The 14,627-nt window shown below is 62.4% G+C and carries 13 protein-coding genes; 9 read left to right on the top strand and 4 right to left on the bottom strand.

The genetic code is table 11. The features are described 5' to 3' along the window. Nucleotides 1-141: 141 nt before the first annotated feature. Nucleotides 142-1,509 carry a hypothetical protein gene (locus DLM85_RS25130; RefSeq protein ID WP_133257121.1) on the top strand — a complete coding sequence of 456 codons (1,368 nt, stop codon included), beginning with the start codon at nucleotides 142-144 and terminating at the stop codon, nucleotides 1,507-1,509. Between the two features lie 55 nt (nucleotides 1,510-1,564). On the opposite strand, the gene scpA is transcribed toward DLM85_RS25130, so the two are convergent. Both scpA and DLM85_RS17480 read right to left on the bottom strand, forming a co-directional pair. After that, nucleotides 1,565-3,697 carry a methylmalonyl-CoA mutase gene (gene scpA, locus DLM85_RS17485; protein ID WP_111479401.1) on the bottom strand — a complete coding sequence of 711 codons (2,133 nt, stop codon included), beginning with the start codon at nucleotides 3,695-3,697 and terminating at the stop codon, nucleotides 1,565-1,567. A 205-nt stretch (nucleotides 3,698-3,902) separates the two neighbouring features. Continuing rightward, nucleotides 3,903-5,726 carry a methylmalonyl-CoA mutase family protein gene (locus DLM85_RS17480; protein WP_111479400.1) on the bottom strand — a complete coding sequence of 608 codons (1,824 nt, stop codon included), beginning with the start codon at nucleotides 5,724-5,726 and terminating at the stop codon, nucleotides 3,903-3,905. Nucleotides 5,727-5,907: 181 nt separating this feature from the next. Between DLM85_RS17480 and DLM85_RS17475 the strand changes: the two genes are divergently transcribed. The 3 genes from DLM85_RS17475 (at nucleotide 5,908) to dnaA (ending at nucleotide 9,417) form a co-directional block, all read left to right on the top strand. After that, nucleotides 5,908-6,669 carry a 5'-nucleotidase C-terminal domain-containing protein gene (locus tag DLM85_RS17475; protein WP_165822183.1) on the top strand — a complete coding sequence of 254 codons (762 nt, stop codon included), beginning with the start codon at nucleotides 5,908-5,910 and terminating at the stop codon, nucleotides 6,667-6,669. 92 nt (nucleotides 6,670-6,761) lie between these two features. After that, nucleotides 6,762-7,700, top strand: a complete 939-nt coding sequence (locus DLM85_RS17470; protein ID WP_111479398.1) for a bifunctional metallophosphatase/5'-nucleotidase — start codon at nucleotides 6,762-6,764, stop codon at nucleotides 7,698-7,700. Nucleotides 7,701-7,887: 187 nt separating this feature from the next. Beyond that, on the top strand, nucleotides 7,888-9,417 hold the full coding sequence (dnaA, locus tag DLM85_RS17465) for a chromosomal replication initiator protein DnaA (protein WP_424321697.1): 1,530 nt from the start codon (nucleotides 7,888-7,890) through the stop codon (nucleotides 9,415-9,417). 233 nt (nucleotides 9,418-9,650) lie between these two features. Here the strand turns inward: dnaA and DLM85_RS17460 are convergent, their stop codons facing one another. Then, nucleotides 9,651-10,148, bottom strand: coding sequence for a hypothetical protein (locus DLM85_RS17460; RefSeq protein WP_111479396.1), 498 nt, complete (start codon nucleotides 10,146-10,148; stop codon nucleotides 9,651-9,653). A gap of 164 nt (nucleotides 10,149-10,312) precedes the next feature. Next, nucleotides 10,313-10,744 carry an OsmC family peroxiredoxin gene (locus tag DLM85_RS17455; protein WP_111479395.1) on the bottom strand — a complete coding sequence of 144 codons (432 nt, stop codon included), beginning with the start codon at nucleotides 10,742-10,744 and terminating at the stop codon, nucleotides 10,313-10,315. 25 nt (nucleotides 10,745-10,769) lie between these two features. Between DLM85_RS17455 and DLM85_RS17450 the strand changes: the two genes are divergently transcribed. The 5 genes from DLM85_RS17450 (at nucleotide 10,770) to DLM85_RS17430 (ending at nucleotide 14,615) form a co-directional block, all read left to right on the top strand. Continuing rightward, nucleotides 10,770-11,417, top strand: a complete 648-nt coding sequence (locus DLM85_RS17450) for a hypothetical protein (protein ID WP_133257120.1) — start codon at nucleotides 10,770-10,772, stop codon at nucleotides 11,415-11,417. 57 nt (nucleotides 11,418-11,474) lie between these two features. Then, nucleotides 11,475-12,971 (top strand): GH3 family acyl-acid amido synthetase, encoded by a 1,497-nt coding sequence (locus DLM85_RS17445; protein ID WP_111479393.1) that lies wholly within the window; start codon nucleotides 11,475-11,477, stop codon nucleotides 12,969-12,971. 15 nt (nucleotides 12,972-12,986) lie between these two features. Then, on the top strand, nucleotides 12,987-13,487 hold the full coding sequence (locus DLM85_RS17440) for a hypothetical protein (protein WP_111479392.1): 501 nt from the start codon (nucleotides 12,987-12,989) through the stop codon (nucleotides 13,485-13,487). A 100-nt stretch (nucleotides 13,488-13,587) separates the two neighbouring features. Beyond that, nucleotides 13,588-14,169, top strand: coding sequence for a hypothetical protein (locus DLM85_RS17435; protein WP_111479391.1), 582 nt, complete (start codon nucleotides 13,588-13,590; stop codon nucleotides 14,167-14,169). Continuing rightward, nucleotides 14,169-14,615, top strand: a complete 447-nt coding sequence (locus DLM85_RS17430) for a 3-oxoacyl-ACP synthase (RefSeq protein WP_111479390.1) — start codon at nucleotides 14,169-14,171, stop codon at nucleotides 14,613-14,615. Before DLM85_RS17435 ends, DLM85_RS17430 begins: the two co-directional genes overlap by 1 nt. The last annotated feature ends 12 nt before the right edge of the window (nucleotides 14,616-14,627 follow it).

Genomic DNA, 14,627 nt, shown 5'->3' with positions numbered 1-14,627 from the left:
CTTGCCACTGCGAGTCAGTGAGGGGTTGATAGCCGTCAACCATAATGCGACCGAGAGCCTAGGAACTCCCGGCGCAACTTACTGGCTCGTTTTCTTTTACCCCAACAGCAATTCCCCAACACGCTCTTAAATCATTCAGATATGTCGAAAGAAAGAACGAAAACGAAAGATGGGATGCAGGTTTACAAGTTGGAGAATGTATTTACTCCTACTTCGCCAGCATTTGTGACGTTTGTGGATCGTGGTGAGCGAATAAATGGTAAATTAATGAGGGCGCTTACTACGCCTGGAAAACAAATAATAATCTATGGACATAGTGGTTCGGGTAAAACTACACTACTTCTTAATAAAATATCTGGAATATATAGTAGATATGTGAAAACAATGTGTATGGAAAGTATGAGTTTTGAGCAAATTGTTTTAGATGCATTTGATCAAATGGGTAAATTTATAATCGATGAAAAAGTTGTTGCTAAGAAAGTGGGTATAAGCTCTCAGGTATCTTCTGATTTCTGGGCTATTAAGAATCAGACAACATTGAGCGGGGAAATTTCTTCTTCTGAGAAACAGAAAGCTGTTTTGCCTCCTCAGTTGACACCTCAACGCTTGGCAAAATTTTTTGGTGATATAAATGCTTGCTGGATCTTAGAGGATTTTCATAAAATAAAGCAAGATGAGAAGAAAAAAGCTTCTCAAATAATGAAAGTGTTCATGGATTCTGCTGCTGACAGTCCTGCTGTGAAAATTATTGCAATAGGGGCTGTTAATACTGGAAGGCAGGTAATAGAATTTGATAGAGAAATGAATACTAGAGTCGCAGAGCTTGAGGTACCATTGTTGAGTAAAGAAGAATTAAAAGAAATTATTTTGAAAGGCGAAGCTAAGCTTAATATCATATTTTCATTAGAGGTTATTGATAGAATAGTCGATATTTCCAGTGGATTAGCATCAATTTGTCATCAACTTTGTTTGAATTGTTGCTTAAATCTTGATATAAAAGATACAAGTGAGTTTAAGATAAAAATAACGATGGATGATCTTCAGAATGCTGTTAAAGATTATATAGATGATAATTCTGCATCATTAAAATGGAAATTTGATGTTGCAGTAAAGCCTATTGTTGTTAATGGTAAATCGAGTTCTTTGCCTAAAAAAGTGCTTGAGTACATGGCGCAAAGTAAAGATGATGAAATATCGTTTGATAAGCTTTGTAGGAAATTTGAGCATGAATGTAAGTCTAATAATGTTGATTTAAAACATGTATTAGGTCAATTGATTGGTGCTGATAAGGGGGAAGTTCTTAATTACTATGAACAGTCTGATGCTTATGGGTTTTCAGATCATTTCATAAAATCATATTTTATTTGCATGATGGATAATAAAGATAGAAATGTTAAAAACGAATATTTTCTCCAGAAAATATATGAACAGTTTACCAAGGAGCTGAATAAAGAAGGTGATGCAGGTGACTTTGAAATCGATGAATTAGATGATTTATTTAGGAATTAGAGTAAAGCAAAAGAGCCGGCATAACCGGCTCTTTTGCTTTACTCTAATTCCTGTTCTACTCCCCCAGCTTCCCCAGAATCTCCTGCGCGGCTACGGCAATGACGGTGCCGGGGCCGTAGATGCCGGTGACGCCGGCGTCGTAGAGGAACTGGTAGTCCTGCGAGGGGATGACGCCGCCGGCAATGACGAGGATGTCTTCGCGGCCGAGCTGGGCCAGCTCGGCGAGGAGCTGGGGAATGAGGGTTTTGTGGCCGGCGGCCAGCGAGGACACGCCTACCACGTGCACGTCGTTTTCGGCGGCCTGGCGGGCTACTTCGGCGGGCGTCTGGAACAGGGGGGCAATGTCCACGTCGAAGCCCACGTCGGCGAAGGAGGTGGCAATGACTTTGGCGCCGCGGTCGTGGCCGTCCTGGCCCATTTTGGCCACCATCAGGCGGGGTCGGCGGCCTTCGCGCTGGCTGAACTCGTCGGCCAGCTGCCGGGCCTTGGCAAATTCCTGGTCGTAGTCCATTTCGGCGGAGTACACCCCCGAGACGGTGCGGATGGTGGCCTGGTGGCGGCCAAAGACGGTTTCGAGCGCGTCGGAGATTTCGCCGAGGGTGGCGCGCAGGCGGGCGGCCTGCACGGCCAGCTCCAGCAGATTCTCCGTGGAGCGCGCCGCGTCGGTCAGGGCCTGGAGGGCTTGCTGCACGGCCGCGTTGTCGCGCCCGGCGCGGATGCGCTTCAGCCGCGCAATCTGCGACTCACGCACGGCGGCGTTGTCGATGTCGAGGATTTCGATCTGGGTTTCCCGGGCGGCTTCCTCGTCGCTGAGGCGGTACTTGTTCACGCCCACGATGATTTCCTTGCCCGAGTCGATGCGGGCCTGCTTGCGGGCGGCGGCTTCTTCGATGCGCAGCTTGGGCAGCCCGGTTTCGATGGCCTTGGCCATGCCGCCGAGCGCCTCCACTTCCTGAATCAGCGCCCAGGCCTTGTCGGCCAGCTCGTGGGTGAGCGTCTCCACGTAGTAGGAGCCGCCCCAGGGGTCCACCACGCGGGTGATGTCGGTTTCGTGCTGCAGGTAGAGCTGGGTGTTGCGGGCAATGCGGGCCGAAAAGTCGGTGGGCAGGGCAATGGCCTCGTCGAGGGCGTTGGTGTGCAGGCTCTGGGTGCCGCCCAGGGCCGCGGCCAGGGCTTCCACGGTGGTGCGGGCCACGTTGTTGAACGGGTCCTGCTCGGTGAGCGAGTAGCCCGAGGTCTGGCAGTGGGTGCGCAGGGCCAGCGACTTGGGGTTTTCGGCCCCGAACTGCTTGATGAGCTTGGCCCAGAGCAGGCGGCCGGCGCGCAGCTTGGCAATTTCCATGAAGTGGTTCATGCCGATGGCCCAGAAGAAGGACAGGCGCGGCGCGAACTGGTCGATGGTCATGCCCGCTTTCAGGCCGGCGCGCACGTACTCCACGCCGTCGGCCAGGGTATAGGCCAGCTCCAGGTCGGCGGTGGCGCCGGCTTCCTGCATGTGGTAACCCGAGATGCTGATACTGTTGAACTTGGGCATCCGCTGGGCGGTGTAGCTGAAGATGTCGGCAATGATGCGCATCGACGGCTCGGGCGGGTAGATGTAGGTGTTGCGCACCATGAACTCCTTCAGAATGTCGTTCTGAATGGTGCCCGCCAGCTTCTCGGGCGCCACGCCCTGCTCCTCGGCCGCCACGATGTAGAAGGCCATAATCGGGAGCACCGCCCCGTTCATGGTCATCGATACCGACATCTGGTCCAGCGGAATCTGGTCGAAGAGCAGCTTCATGTCCTCCACCGAGTCGATGGCCACGCCGGCCTTGCCCACGTCGCCCACGACGCGCGGGTGGTCGGAGTCGTAGCCGCGGTGGGTGGCCAGGTCGAAGGCCACCGAGAGGCCCTTCTGCCCGCCGGCGAGGTTGCGGCGGTAGAAGGCATTGGATTCCTCGGCCGTGCTGAAGCCCGCGTACTGGCGCACGGTCCAGGGGTTCTGCACGTACATGGTGCTGTAGGGCCCGCGCAGGTAGGGCGCCTGCCCGGCCCCGAAGCCCAGGTGGTCGAGCGGGGCCACGTCGTCGGCCGTGTAGTAGCCTTTCAGGTTGATGCCTTCGGGCGTGGGGTTGCTGGCGGGCTGCACCGGCGGCGCGGGTTGCGGCGCGGCGTCGTAGGGAATATGGGCGAAGTCGGGTTTCATGGGGTTGGGCTGGGGCCGCGGCGGGCGGCGCTGGGAGAGGTGTCGGGTGCCTCTAGCACGTCATTCCGAGCGAAGTCGAGGAATCTCGCAGGCGTCGTTGCACGATGGAGGAAAAGAACGTCCTGCTGAGCTGATCGAAGCAGGACACTACTATCTGGCGAGATGCCTCGGCTGCGCTCGACATGACGTTCTTGATTATGTCGTGTTACCGGCCCTGAAGCCTGGCCAGCACGTCATCCGTGCTGTAGCCCGACACGGTGAATTCCTTGAAGCCGAAGTAGCGCACGGCATCCTGCATGGTGGGCAGGTCGCAGGCCAGGAGCACGGGGGCCTCGTGCTGCAGCTGCTCCCCGTCGTCTTCGCTGTCGTCGGGGCGGTTGCGCACGAAGTCAGCGAACTGCTGGAACTGCTCGGGCCGCGCCGACATCAGGGTCGCTTCCTCGGGCGTGGAGAAGAGCAGGGACAGGTCGCCGCGGGCGGGCACCTCGCTCATGGCCGGGCGCTGCTCGGCCGGCAGCAGGCGCACGAAGGAGTCGTAGATCTGCTGAATGGTATCGGTGCCGAGCAGCACCACGGCGGCCTTTTTCTTTTTCAGCTCCTTGCGGATGAAGTGCATGGCCGTGGCCAGGCGCAGAACCTCCGAGGGGTAGGCCGCGCGCGTCGAGTCGAACTGCCGGCTGCGCAGGAGCTTCTTGGGGTCGAAGCTGAACTGTTCCTTCAGGTTCTGGAAGCGGTTGGTGCCCACGATAACCTGCTCGCCGGTGGCAATGCGCCGGAACTGCTCCATGGTGGCCAGGCGGATGCTTTCGTACACCTTGCCGCGGGCCACCAGCAGGCCGCCGGCCGCCTCGGTCTGCTGAAACAGGGCCCAGGCCTCGCGGGCCAGCTGGTCGGTGAGCGTTTCGATGAAGTAGGAGCCGGCGGCGGGGTCGGCCACGCGGTCGAGATAGGCTTCCTCGCGCAGAATCACCGGCACGTTGCGGGCAATGCGGCTCGAAAACTCGTTGGGCGCCGCGTACAGGCTGTCGTAGGGCGTGACGGACACGGAATCGGCCCCGCCCAGCACCGCGCTCATGGCCTCGGTGGTCACGCGCAGCATGTTGGTGTGCGGGTCCAGCGTGGTCTGCGTCCACGACGAGGTGGTGGCGTGGATGCGCAGCGTGGCGGCCACCTCGGGCCGCACCCCGAAGGCGTGCAGCAGCGTGGCCCAGAGCCGGCGCAGGGCGCGCAGCTTGGCCATTTCCACGAAGTAGCTCGGCCCGATGCCCACGTGCACGTGCAGGGCGGCGGCAATGGCCGTCACGTCCAGGTCGAGGTCGTCGGCGGGGATGTTGTCGAGGAATACGGCCGCCGTGTTGAGCGTGTAGGCCAGCTCCTGCACGGCGGTGGCGCCGCGGCTGTTGAAAAACTGCCCGTTGACGGCCAGCGGGAAAAACTCCGGCAGGTGGCGCGTGAGCTGCACGCAGCGGCGCAGCCCGTGCACCAGCAGGGCGTAGTCGTCGGGCGAGCTGTTCGAGCCCGGGGCGTAGCGCAGAAAGCCCCGGAGCGGGCGGTCGAGGGCGGCATCAACCAGGCGCAGGGTGAATTCCTCGGGCTGCCGGCACACCGTAAAGCCCCACACGCCCTGCTCCAGCGGGAGCGTAGCCGCCAGGTAGCCCACGTCGAAATGCTCCGGCTCGGAGAGGTCGAAGTGCGCCCCGTCGGCCCCGCCCTGCAGGGCGCGGGCGGCGTGGTCGATGGCGGCGCGGCCGTCGGTGCCGGCGGGCACCAGCAGGGTGGGCAGGTTGCGCCAGGAGTTGGGGGCAGCGCGGCGCACGGCGCGCACCTGCGGGGCGGGCACGTTGCCGAGGGCGGCCAGGGCCTCGCGGTGGTAGAACGGCTCCAGCGTGAGGCCCTCGGGCGTTTCCCAGCGCAGGTCGGCGGGGTCGGCGCCCTTCAGGTCGCGGGCAATGCGGGCCTGCCAGGCGGCCGCGCTCAGCGGCTCGAATTCGGAAAAGGATAAGGCGGCGGGACGGGGGCTGTCGGACATAAGCGTGCTAACAGGCAGCAGACGGGCCAAAACGGCCCGCATCGGTGCCCGCAAGATACTAGCTTGCCCGCAACGAAGCGGGGCCACTCGGTTGGCCCCGTCGGCCAATGTTAACGGCGTCCTCGGGAACCACCGACCCCACCCCGTACCTTTGTGCCCTGTAGTTTCCCCAAAAATCCCAATGGCCCGATTTTGTACTCGCGGCGCGGCGCTGGTCCTGTTAGTGGCGGCCACGGCCTGCCAGCGCGGCGCCCTGCAGCCCACCGCCCGGCTCACCACCACGGCCCAGCCCGTGACGGCTGCCCAGCCCGCCGACCCTAAGGTGGAAGCCGTGGTGGCGCCCTACCGTCTGAAAGTCCAGCAGCAGATGGACGAGGTCATTGGCCGCGCCCCCGAAGCGCTCCGCAAGAACCCCGGCGAGTCGCCGCTGGCCAACTTCGCCGGCGACATTCAGCGCGAGCGGGCCGCGCGGGAGCTGGGCCAGCCCATCGACCTGGGCGTGGTGACCAACGGCGGCCTGCGCGCCGAGCTGCCCGCCGGCAACATCACCACCGGCAACATCTTCGAGCTGATGCCCTTCGAAAACGAGCTGGTGGTGCTCGATGCCCCCGCCTCGGTGGTGCAGCAGCTGTTCGAGTACGCGGCGCCCATCCACATGGCGGTGTCGGGCGCCACCTATACCGCCACCCCCGACGGCCGCCCCACCGACATCCGCATCGGCAAGGAAGCATTCGACCCGGCCAAGGACCGCACCTACACCATTGCCATCAGCGACTACCTGGCCGGTGGCGGCGACAAGCTCGACTTCTTTCGTCCGCTGCCGCCGCGCCGCACCAACGTGCTGCTGCGCACGGCCTTCAACGAGCACATCCGCCAGCTCACCAAGGACGGCCGGCCGGTGACGGCCAAAGTCGAAGGCCGGGTGAAGTTCGACCATCAATAAGTAATGACTAGTGCGCCCCGGGCGGCCGCTCCGACAACACCCGGAGCCCGGAACCCCTGTGGAGTGCCTACTGATAAGTGCCTTTTGAAACCATGAACCGTCGCGACTTCATCAAAACTTCCGCGCTGGGTGCGGCCGGGCTGGGCCTGGCGGGGCCGGGGCTGATTACCCCGGCGCTGGGCGCCGCCAAGCCGGTGCGCCTCACCATTCTGCACACCAACGACATGCATTCGCGCATCGACCCCTTTCCGGTGGGCGCGGCGCAGTGGGCCGACCAGGGCGGCATGGCCCGGCGGGCGGCGCTGGTGGCCCGCATCCGGCAGGAGCAGCCCAACGTGCTGCTGCTCGACGCGGGCGACATCTGGCAGGGCACGCCCTACTTCAACTTCTTCGGGGGCGAGCTGGAGTACAAGCTCATGAGCCAGATGCAGTACGACGCGGCCACCCTGGGCAACCACGACTTCGACAACGGCCTGCAGGGCCTGGAAAAGCAGCTGCCCCAGGCGCAGTTCCCCTTCCTGATTGCCAACTACGACTTCAGCCAGACCCCGCTGAAGGGCCGCTTCCAGCCCTACAAGGTGTTCGTGAAGCAGGGCGTGCGCATCGGCGTGTTCGGGGTGGGCATCGAAATGGCCGGGCTGATATCCGACAAGAACTACGGCGCCACCAGGTACCTCGACCCCGTGGCCGTGGCCCGGGAGCAGGTGCAGCACCTGCGCGGAGCTGAGAAGTGCGACCTGGTCATCTGCCTCTCGCACCTGGGCTACAAGTACGAGTCGGGCAAGGTGGATGACCACAAGCTGGCCGCCGGCGCCCCCGGCATCGACCTGATCATCGGCGGGCACACCCACACCTTCCTCGACGCGCCCACGGTGGTGGAAGGGCCGCAGGGCCACCGCACGCTTATCAACCAGGTGGGCTGGTCGGGTATCAAATTGGGACGAATCGACTACGCGTTTGACCGCGCCACGGGCCGCAAAGCAGTGGCGGCAGCTGAGTCGCTGAGTATCAACGCTTCAGCCTTAGGCTAGCGGAAATCGGTTTGGCGCTCTGCCGACTTTTCCACATTTTTGTCTCCCCCTAGCCGAAACCGGGTTCCAAAACCGGGTTTCGGCTGGCTTTGCCCGTCCCTCCCCACACACCGCTTGCGCAGCCCGTTTAATGCAGAAGGATTGCCGTACCGTCTGGGTCAACTGCCTGCGTGTGATTCGCGGGAGCGTGGGGGAGCAGAGCTTCCGCACGTGGTTTGAGCCCATTGTGCCGGTGGCATTGCAAGGCAACCTGCTCATCATTCAGGTGCCCAGCCAGTTCTTCTACGAATGGCTGGAGGAACACTACGTGGACGTGCTCAAGAAGGCCATCGTGCAGGAGCTGGGCCCCGACGGGCAGCTGGAATACTCGGTGGTGGTGGACCAGGGCAACGAGCAGGCCCGCCCCCGTACCGTGAACCTGCCCGCCACCCGCGGCGGGGCCGCGCACCGCGCCCCGGCCAATACGCCCACCGCCGCCCAGGTGCGCCCCATGGCGCCCCAGCCCAGCCCGGCCGCCGACAACGCGCCGCCCGCGCGCCCGCCCTACAACCCCAACGGCCAGCCCTACACCTCGGGCAACCCGTACCCTAAGCGCCAGCCCGCGGCCCAACCCGCCGCGGCCGTGGCCTCGCCGCCGCCGCTGCGCAACCCCTTCGAGGTGCGCACCGTGGGCGACCAGACCTACCTGAACTCGCAGCTGAACGGGAACTACTCGTTTACCAACTACATCGAGGGCTCGTGCAACCGCCTGGCGCGCTCGGCCGGCTGGGCCGTGGCCGAAAAGCCGGGCACGACCTCGTTCAACCCGCTGATGATTTACGGCGGCGTGGGGCTGGGCAAGACGCACCTGGTGCAGGCCATTGGCAACCACATCAAGGAGCACGCCCCGGGCAAGTTCGTGCTCTACGTGTCGGCGGAGAAGTTCACCAACCAGTTTATCGAAAGCCTGAAAACCAATTCGGTACAGGATTTCGGCAACTTTTACCTGCTGGTCGACATCCTGATCCTGGACGACGTGCAGTTTCTGGCCGGCAAGGACCGCACCCAGGAAATGTTCTTCCACATCTTCAACCACCTGCACCAGGCCGGTAAACAGGTCATCATGACCTCCGACGTGCCGCCGCGGGAACTGAAGGGCTTCGAGGAACGCCTGCTCAGCCGCTTCAAGTGGGGCCTCACCGCCGACCTGCAGAGCCCGGACTTCGAGACGCGCGTGGCCATCATCATGAACAAGATGCAGGCCGACGGCATCGACATTCCGCCGCAGGTGGTGGAGTACCTCGCCTACTCCGTCGAGACGAACGTGCGCGAGCTGGAAGGCGTGCTGATTTCGCTGATTGCGCAGTCGAGCCTGACGCGCCGGGAAATCGACCTAGAAATGGCCAAGCAGGCCCTGCGCCACATCATCGAGGACGTGGAGGCGGAGGTGAACCTGGACTTCATCCAGAAAACCGTGGCCGAGCACTTCAGCATTCCGGTGGACTTGCTCAAGGCCAAAACCCGCAAAAAGGAAGTGGTGACGGCCCGGCAGGTGGCCATGTACTTCGCCAAGGAGCACACCAACCACTCGCTCAAGAGCATCGGCTACCACTTCGGCGGGCGCGACCATAGCACCGTCATCCACTCGGTGCAGACCGTGTCGGACCTTATCGACTCCGACAAAACCTTCCGCACTACCATTCAGGAGCTGCGCAAGAAGTTTACGGGCGGCAAGTAGGGGCCTCACCCCCCGGCCCCCTCTCCAAGGGGAGAGGGGGAGCCAGATGTCAGCAACGCTGCAGCGCTACTCCCCTTAGGAGGCGCAACTCTGCCGTAGACCATTATCTACCTGATTCAATAGAATGAAAAAAGTGGGACCAACGAGCTCAAGCTCGTTGGTCCCACTGTCATTAATGGAGGCTGCCGTCAGGCTCCCCCTCTTTATTGGAGAGGGGCCGGGGGGGAAGGCCCCTAGAGCTCCGAGGTCGTGCGCTCTTCGAAGGCCAGCTGGTTGTGCTGGGCGAAGTCCTGGAGCATGGTGCGCAGCTGCTGGCGGCGGCGCTTGCCGCGCACCTGGCGCAGGTTCAGCGAGTAGCTGGTGCCGTCCTGCATGCGCAGCAAGAGCTGGCGCGGCTCCAGCAGCAGGGCGCGCATGTCCTTGGCTTCGAAGGGCTGCTTGCCGATGAACAGGCCGGGCTTGTGCACCAGGTAGGAAGGCGTGATTTCCAGGTAGGTCTGGGTGCCGAACAAGGGCAGGTTCTGCACCAGGATGTAGAAGATGTAGAGCACGGCCAGGCCCAGGAACATCCAGTCGAGGTAGCGCAGCACGCCGGGCGTGCGGTTCGGGTCGCCCAGGATGGAGAGCAGGGGGTAGGCTACGGCCACCAGGCCAAAAACCAGCTGCCCGAAAAACGGGACGCGGGAGGTGTTGGCGGGCTGCAGCCCGATGCGGGTATACGATGACGGCATAGGCAGAAATGCGGGAGAGGCAACAAAACTACTGAAAAGGCTGTAGCTGCTCGTTAAACGGGCGTAGCCGACCGGGCAGCTGAAAAAAGAACGTCATTCCGGGCCTACGCTCGGAATGACGTTCTGGTGGTAGCGCTGGGTAGTGGGCCGCGCGACGTCGAATCTTACGACTTCAGCGTAGCCGCGGCCAGCTCCATTTCCGGCACGGCCTGGAGCAGCACCGAAATCGGGCAGTTTTCCTTGGCCTTCTCGGCGTACTGCTGGAATTCCTCCTGCGAAATGCCCTCGACTTCGCCCTCCGTCGTGAGGCTGATTTTGACCACCTTCGGCACCTCACCCGAGGTGTCCAGGCTAACCTTCGACTCGGTGCGGATCTGCTTGACCTGCTTGCCGTCCTTGGTCAGGATGCTGGTCAGGAACATGGTGTAGCAGCCGGCGTGGGCCGCCCCGATCAGTTCCTCGGGGTTAGTGCCCTTCTGGCCCTCGAAGCGCGCCCCGACGGAGTACGGGGCCTTCACGGTGCCGCTCTGGGTCGAAATTTCGCCGCTGCCTTTGATGTCGCCGTTCCAGACGGCGTTGCCACGTTGGTTGATCATGGGAGTTGGGTTGTTTGGAAGTAAGGTGAGCGTTGAAGCTGGCTCGGCAGTACATACCGTTGGAAACGGCAGTAGGTTTGCGGGACTCGCGGTGCAGTATAAAAAACCCTTGGCTGTGTATCGGTATCTGGCTACTCAAAATTCCGCGGCGAATACGTTGCCGTATGACGTGGTGCAACGTTGGGTTATCCGGCTCGGCTGGCTGAGCCTGGCCTTGTGGGGGCTACTGGTGTTGGCAGAGGTGGTGCCGCTGGAATTTATCAGTCCCGACCGGCAGCTGAATTTCCGGCTGGCGGTGGCTGCACTGGGCTGGGTGTGGCCGCTGGCGCTTAGTCTGAAGCTGCGGCGGCGCATCCGTCCCAGCGGGCTACGGGCACTGCTGGTCGGGCTGGCGTGCCTGCTGACGTTGCCGGCCCTGGCGGTTTGCGCGTTAGGCGCCGTTCTGAGCGGCATGGCCTACTACGACACCTGGGAAGATGAGCGGGTGTTGTGGCGTCGGTCCGGGTCGGCAACGGCCCGCGTCGTGGTGCAGTTAAAGACGGATGATTCGGCGCAGGGCAACGACCAGTGGCGCGTGGTGCAGCTGACGCCGGTGCTGGGCCTGTGGCAGCAGGTAACGCCCGTCGATACCGCCCGCTTCGACGCTACCGGCTGGCAGCGGGTAAGGCGGTAAAGGCTACTTTTACGGTCCGTCCTACTTCACTCATTCACTCATTCACTCATTCACCGAATGGGCCTGAAGTCCTTCCTGAGCCGTCCGCTCGCCGCCTACACCGTCCGCCAGTACCAGCAGTGGACGCGCCAGCCCGAGCTGGCCCAGCAGCGCATTCTGCAGACGCTGGTGCGCCAGGGCCGTGCCACCGCCTTCGGGCGGGACCACGGCCTGGGCGGCGTGCGCAACGCCCAGGAGTTTCAGCAGCGCGTGCCGGTGCGCGACTACGAAGGCCTCAGCCCGTACTTCGACCGCGTGAAGCAGGGCGAGAGCAGCGTGCTGTGGCCCGGGCAGCCGCTGTACCTGGCCAAAACCTCCGGCACCACCTCCGGCACCAAGTACATTCCCATCACCAAGGACAGCATCGGGAATCACATCAACGGGGCCAAGGACGCGCTGCTGCACTACGTGCACGCTTCCGGCAAGCCGCAGTTTCTGGATGGCAAGCTGATGTTTTTGTCCGGCTCGCCCGAGCTGGAGGAAGTCGGCGGCATCAAGACGGGCCGTTTGTCGGGCATCTCCAACCACCACGTGCCGGCCTACCTGCGCCGCAACCAGCTGCCGAGCTACCCGACCAACATCATCGAGGACTGGGAGCAGAAGCTGGACCGGGTGGTCGACGAGACGCTGGACCAGCCCATGACGCTGATTTCGGGCATTCCGCCCTGGGTGCAGATGTACTTCGACCGCATCACCCAGCGCACCGGCCGGCCGGTGGGGGAGGTGTTTCCCGCGTTTCAGCTGTTCGTCTACGGCGGCGTCAACTTCGAGCCCTACCGGCGCAAGCTGCTGGAAAGCATCGGCCGGACGGTGGACACGGTGGAGCTGTTTCCGGCCTCCGAGGGCTTCTTCGCCTTTCAGGACGAGCCCCACAACCCCGGCATGCTGCTGCTGGCCGACGCGGGCATTTACTACGAGTTTATCCCCGCCGAGCAGTTCTACGAGCCCAACCCGCCGCGCCTCACGCTGGCCGAGGTGGAGCTGGACCGCAACTACGCCCTCGTGGTCAGCTCCAACGCCGGCCTCTGGGGCTACTCCGTGGGCGACACCGTGCGCTTCGTGAGCCTGCGCCCGCACCGGGTGGTCGTCACGGGCCGCATCAAGCACTTCCTGTCGGCCTTCGGGGAGCACGTCATCGGCGAGGAAGTGGAGCAGACCCTGCGCGAGGCTCTGCAGCAGTTTCCGGAAGCGGAAGTAGTTGAATTCACCGTGGCTCCGCGCGTGAGCGAAGCCGAAACCGAACCCTCGCGCCACGAGTGGCTGGTGGAATTCGCCCGCCCGCCCCAGGACCTGGCCGCCTTTGCCGCCGCCCTCGACGCCGGCCTGCGCCGCCGCAATGTGTACTACGACGACCTGCTTGCGGGCAATATCCTGGCGCCGCTGCTGCTCACGCCGCTGCCGGCCGGGGCGTTTCAGCGCTACATGCGCAGCCAGGGCAAGCTGGGTGGGCAAAACAAAGTGCCGCGGCTGAGCAACGACCGGGCGCTGGCCGGAGGGCTGCTGAGCGTCGGTTAAGCTGACTCATTCACGATGAACGTAGTGCGCAACCCCCACCAGGGTCCGCCCGCCGGGCCGCCCTGGCAGCTCCTCAACCCCCGCAGCTACGCCCGGCAGTGGCGCCGCGAGCTGCCCTTGCTGCTGCTGGCGGCGGGGCTGTGCGCCTGGGCCGCCCTGAGCGGCTACGCCGGGCCGGTGTTGGCCGTGGCCGCGCTGGGCGGGCTGTACCTGGCCCAGGACCGCCACCCGCAGCGCGTGAGTCTGACGGCCGATACCATCACCCTCGATTACTACCAGCGCTTCGGCGCCCGGCAGCTGGTTTGGCCCCGCGCCGCAACGGCGGTGGCGGAGCTGAGTAAGCCCGGCAGCCTGCTCTCGACCCGCGCCGTGTACGAGCTGCGGCTGGAGCACGCCGGCAAAGGCTTCACCCTGAGCACCGCCGACGGCTTCACCCAGGCCCAGCTGCAGGCGCTCTACGACGAGCTGGAACCGCCGGTGGAGGACGACGAGCTGGCGGAACCCTTGCCCGATTGAAGACAAGCAGTAAGGTTGTGCGGCTTTTGAATGATGGAGCCTGCGGCGGGCTGAGCAAATGAAAATGTAAAAAGAGTTACTCTCGTTTTAGCGCAACAATATGTTCACCTTTCTGACCATCTGGAGTACCTGGCTACTAGCCACGGGCTCTATCTACCAAGCCCCTCCGGCTGCGTTTCCGGATGTGCCCACCATTACCGAAACCTCCGTGGGCCAAGCACGCATTGGCATGTCGACGGCGCAGCTGAAAAAGCTGTACAAAGGCTGCGCCTTCTCCCCGACGTCCATGGCTGCCTACGGCTTCGATGAGCACGAGTCAAAGCCCAGTGGCGTGACGGTCAGCTACGCCGGAAAGAAGCTGTTCGTGTACTTCCCCGACTGGAAAACGAAAAAGCAGCTGGCGGGGCTGATAGCCTTGCACCCGGCCTACCGTACGGCGAAAGGAATTCACGTCAATTCCACTTCGGGCCAGCTGAAAGCCGCTCTGCCAGGGGTAGTGGTAGTGCCCAATATGATGGATGCCAACCTGGAAGTAGCTTTCAGCGGTAGCGTAGAAAAGCCAGGAATACAATATGTGTTCTACAAGCAAGGCAACGTGGGCAACTACGTTGTGGCGGATACGCCCGTAAAGATTTCCGTTAGCAATGCCAAAATCACCTGGATTCAGGTGTATCCTCACTGATGCTTAAACCCCAGCTCCACGCCGCCTGCCTCGCCTTCGTCGAGCAGCGCATGGCCACCTGCCAGGCCGCCATCGACGCGGCCCAGGAATCGGCCAACTCCGAAACCAAGAGCAGCGCCGGCGACAAGTACGAAACCGGCCGCGCCATGGCCCAGAACGAGCGCGACCGAAACGCCGTGCAGCTCCACGAAGCCAAACAGCTCCTGGGCGAGCTGCAGCGCATCGACCCCGCCCGCCCCTGCGACGCGGTGCGGCCCGGCGCCCTGGTCACGACCAGCATGGGCCGCTTCTACGTGAGCATCAGCGCCGGCAAGTTTGCCATCGACGGAGTGGACTACTTCGCCGTATCCGGCGCGGCACCGGTGGCGCAGGCGCTGAGCGGCAAGCGCGCGGGTGAACAGGTGACCTTCAATGGCAAGCCCGTGCGGATAGAGGCCGTGGCGTAGCTGGCGCAGTCC

Source organism: Hymenobacter edaphi (assembly GCF_003258365.1).
GTDB classification, from domain to species: Bacteria; Bacteroidota; Bacteroidia; order Cytophagales; family Hymenobacteraceae; genus Solirubrum; species Solirubrum edaphi.
Note: the sequence above shows the minus strand (reverse complement) of the source record. Positions and strands in the feature narration are given on the sequence as shown.

Bases quoted from the DNA above. Each gene is read 5' to 3' on its own strand.
- DLM85_RS17445 (WP_111479393.1), top strand. From the start codon at position 11,475: ATGGGCCTGAAGTCCTTCCTGAGCCGTCCGCTCGCCGCCTACACCGTC.
- DLM85_RS17460 (WP_111479396.1), bottom strand. From the start codon at position 10,148: ATGCCGTCATCGTATACCCGCATCGGGCTGCAGCCCGCCAACACCTCC.
- DLM85_RS17470 (WP_111479398.1), top strand. From the start codon at position 6,762: ATGAACCGTCGCGACTTCATCAAAACTTCCGCGCTGGGTGCGGCCGGG.
- DLM85_RS17455 (WP_111479395.1), bottom strand. From the start codon at position 10,744: ATGATCAACCAACGTGGCAACGCCGTCTGGAACGGCGACATCAAAGGC.
- DLM85_RS17435 (WP_111479391.1), top strand. From the start codon at position 13,588: ATGTTCACCTTTCTGACCATCTGGAGTACCTGGCTACTAGCCACGGGC.
- DLM85_RS17430 (WP_111479390.1), top strand. From the start codon at position 14,169: ATGCTTAAACCCCAGCTCCACGCCGCCTGCCTCGCCTTCGTCGAGCAG.
- DLM85_RS25130 (WP_133257121.1), top strand. From the start codon at position 142: ATGTCGAAAGAAAGAACGAAAACGAAAGATGGGATGCAGGTTTACAAG.
- DLM85_RS17440 (WP_111479392.1), top strand. From the start codon at position 12,987: ATGAACGTAGTGCGCAACCCCCACCAGGGTCCGCCCGCCGGGCCGCCC.
- DLM85_RS17480 (WP_111479400.1), bottom strand. From the start codon at position 5,726: ATGTCCGACAGCCCCCGTCCCGCCGCCTTATCCTTTTCCGAATTCGAG.
- scpA (WP_111479401.1), bottom strand. From the start codon at position 3,697: ATGAAACCCGACTTCGCCCATATTCCCTACGACGCCGCGCCGCAACCC.
- DLM85_RS17475 (WP_165822183.1), top strand. From the start codon at position 5,908: ATGGCCCGATTTTGTACTCGCGGCGCGGCGCTGGTCCTGTTAGTGGCG.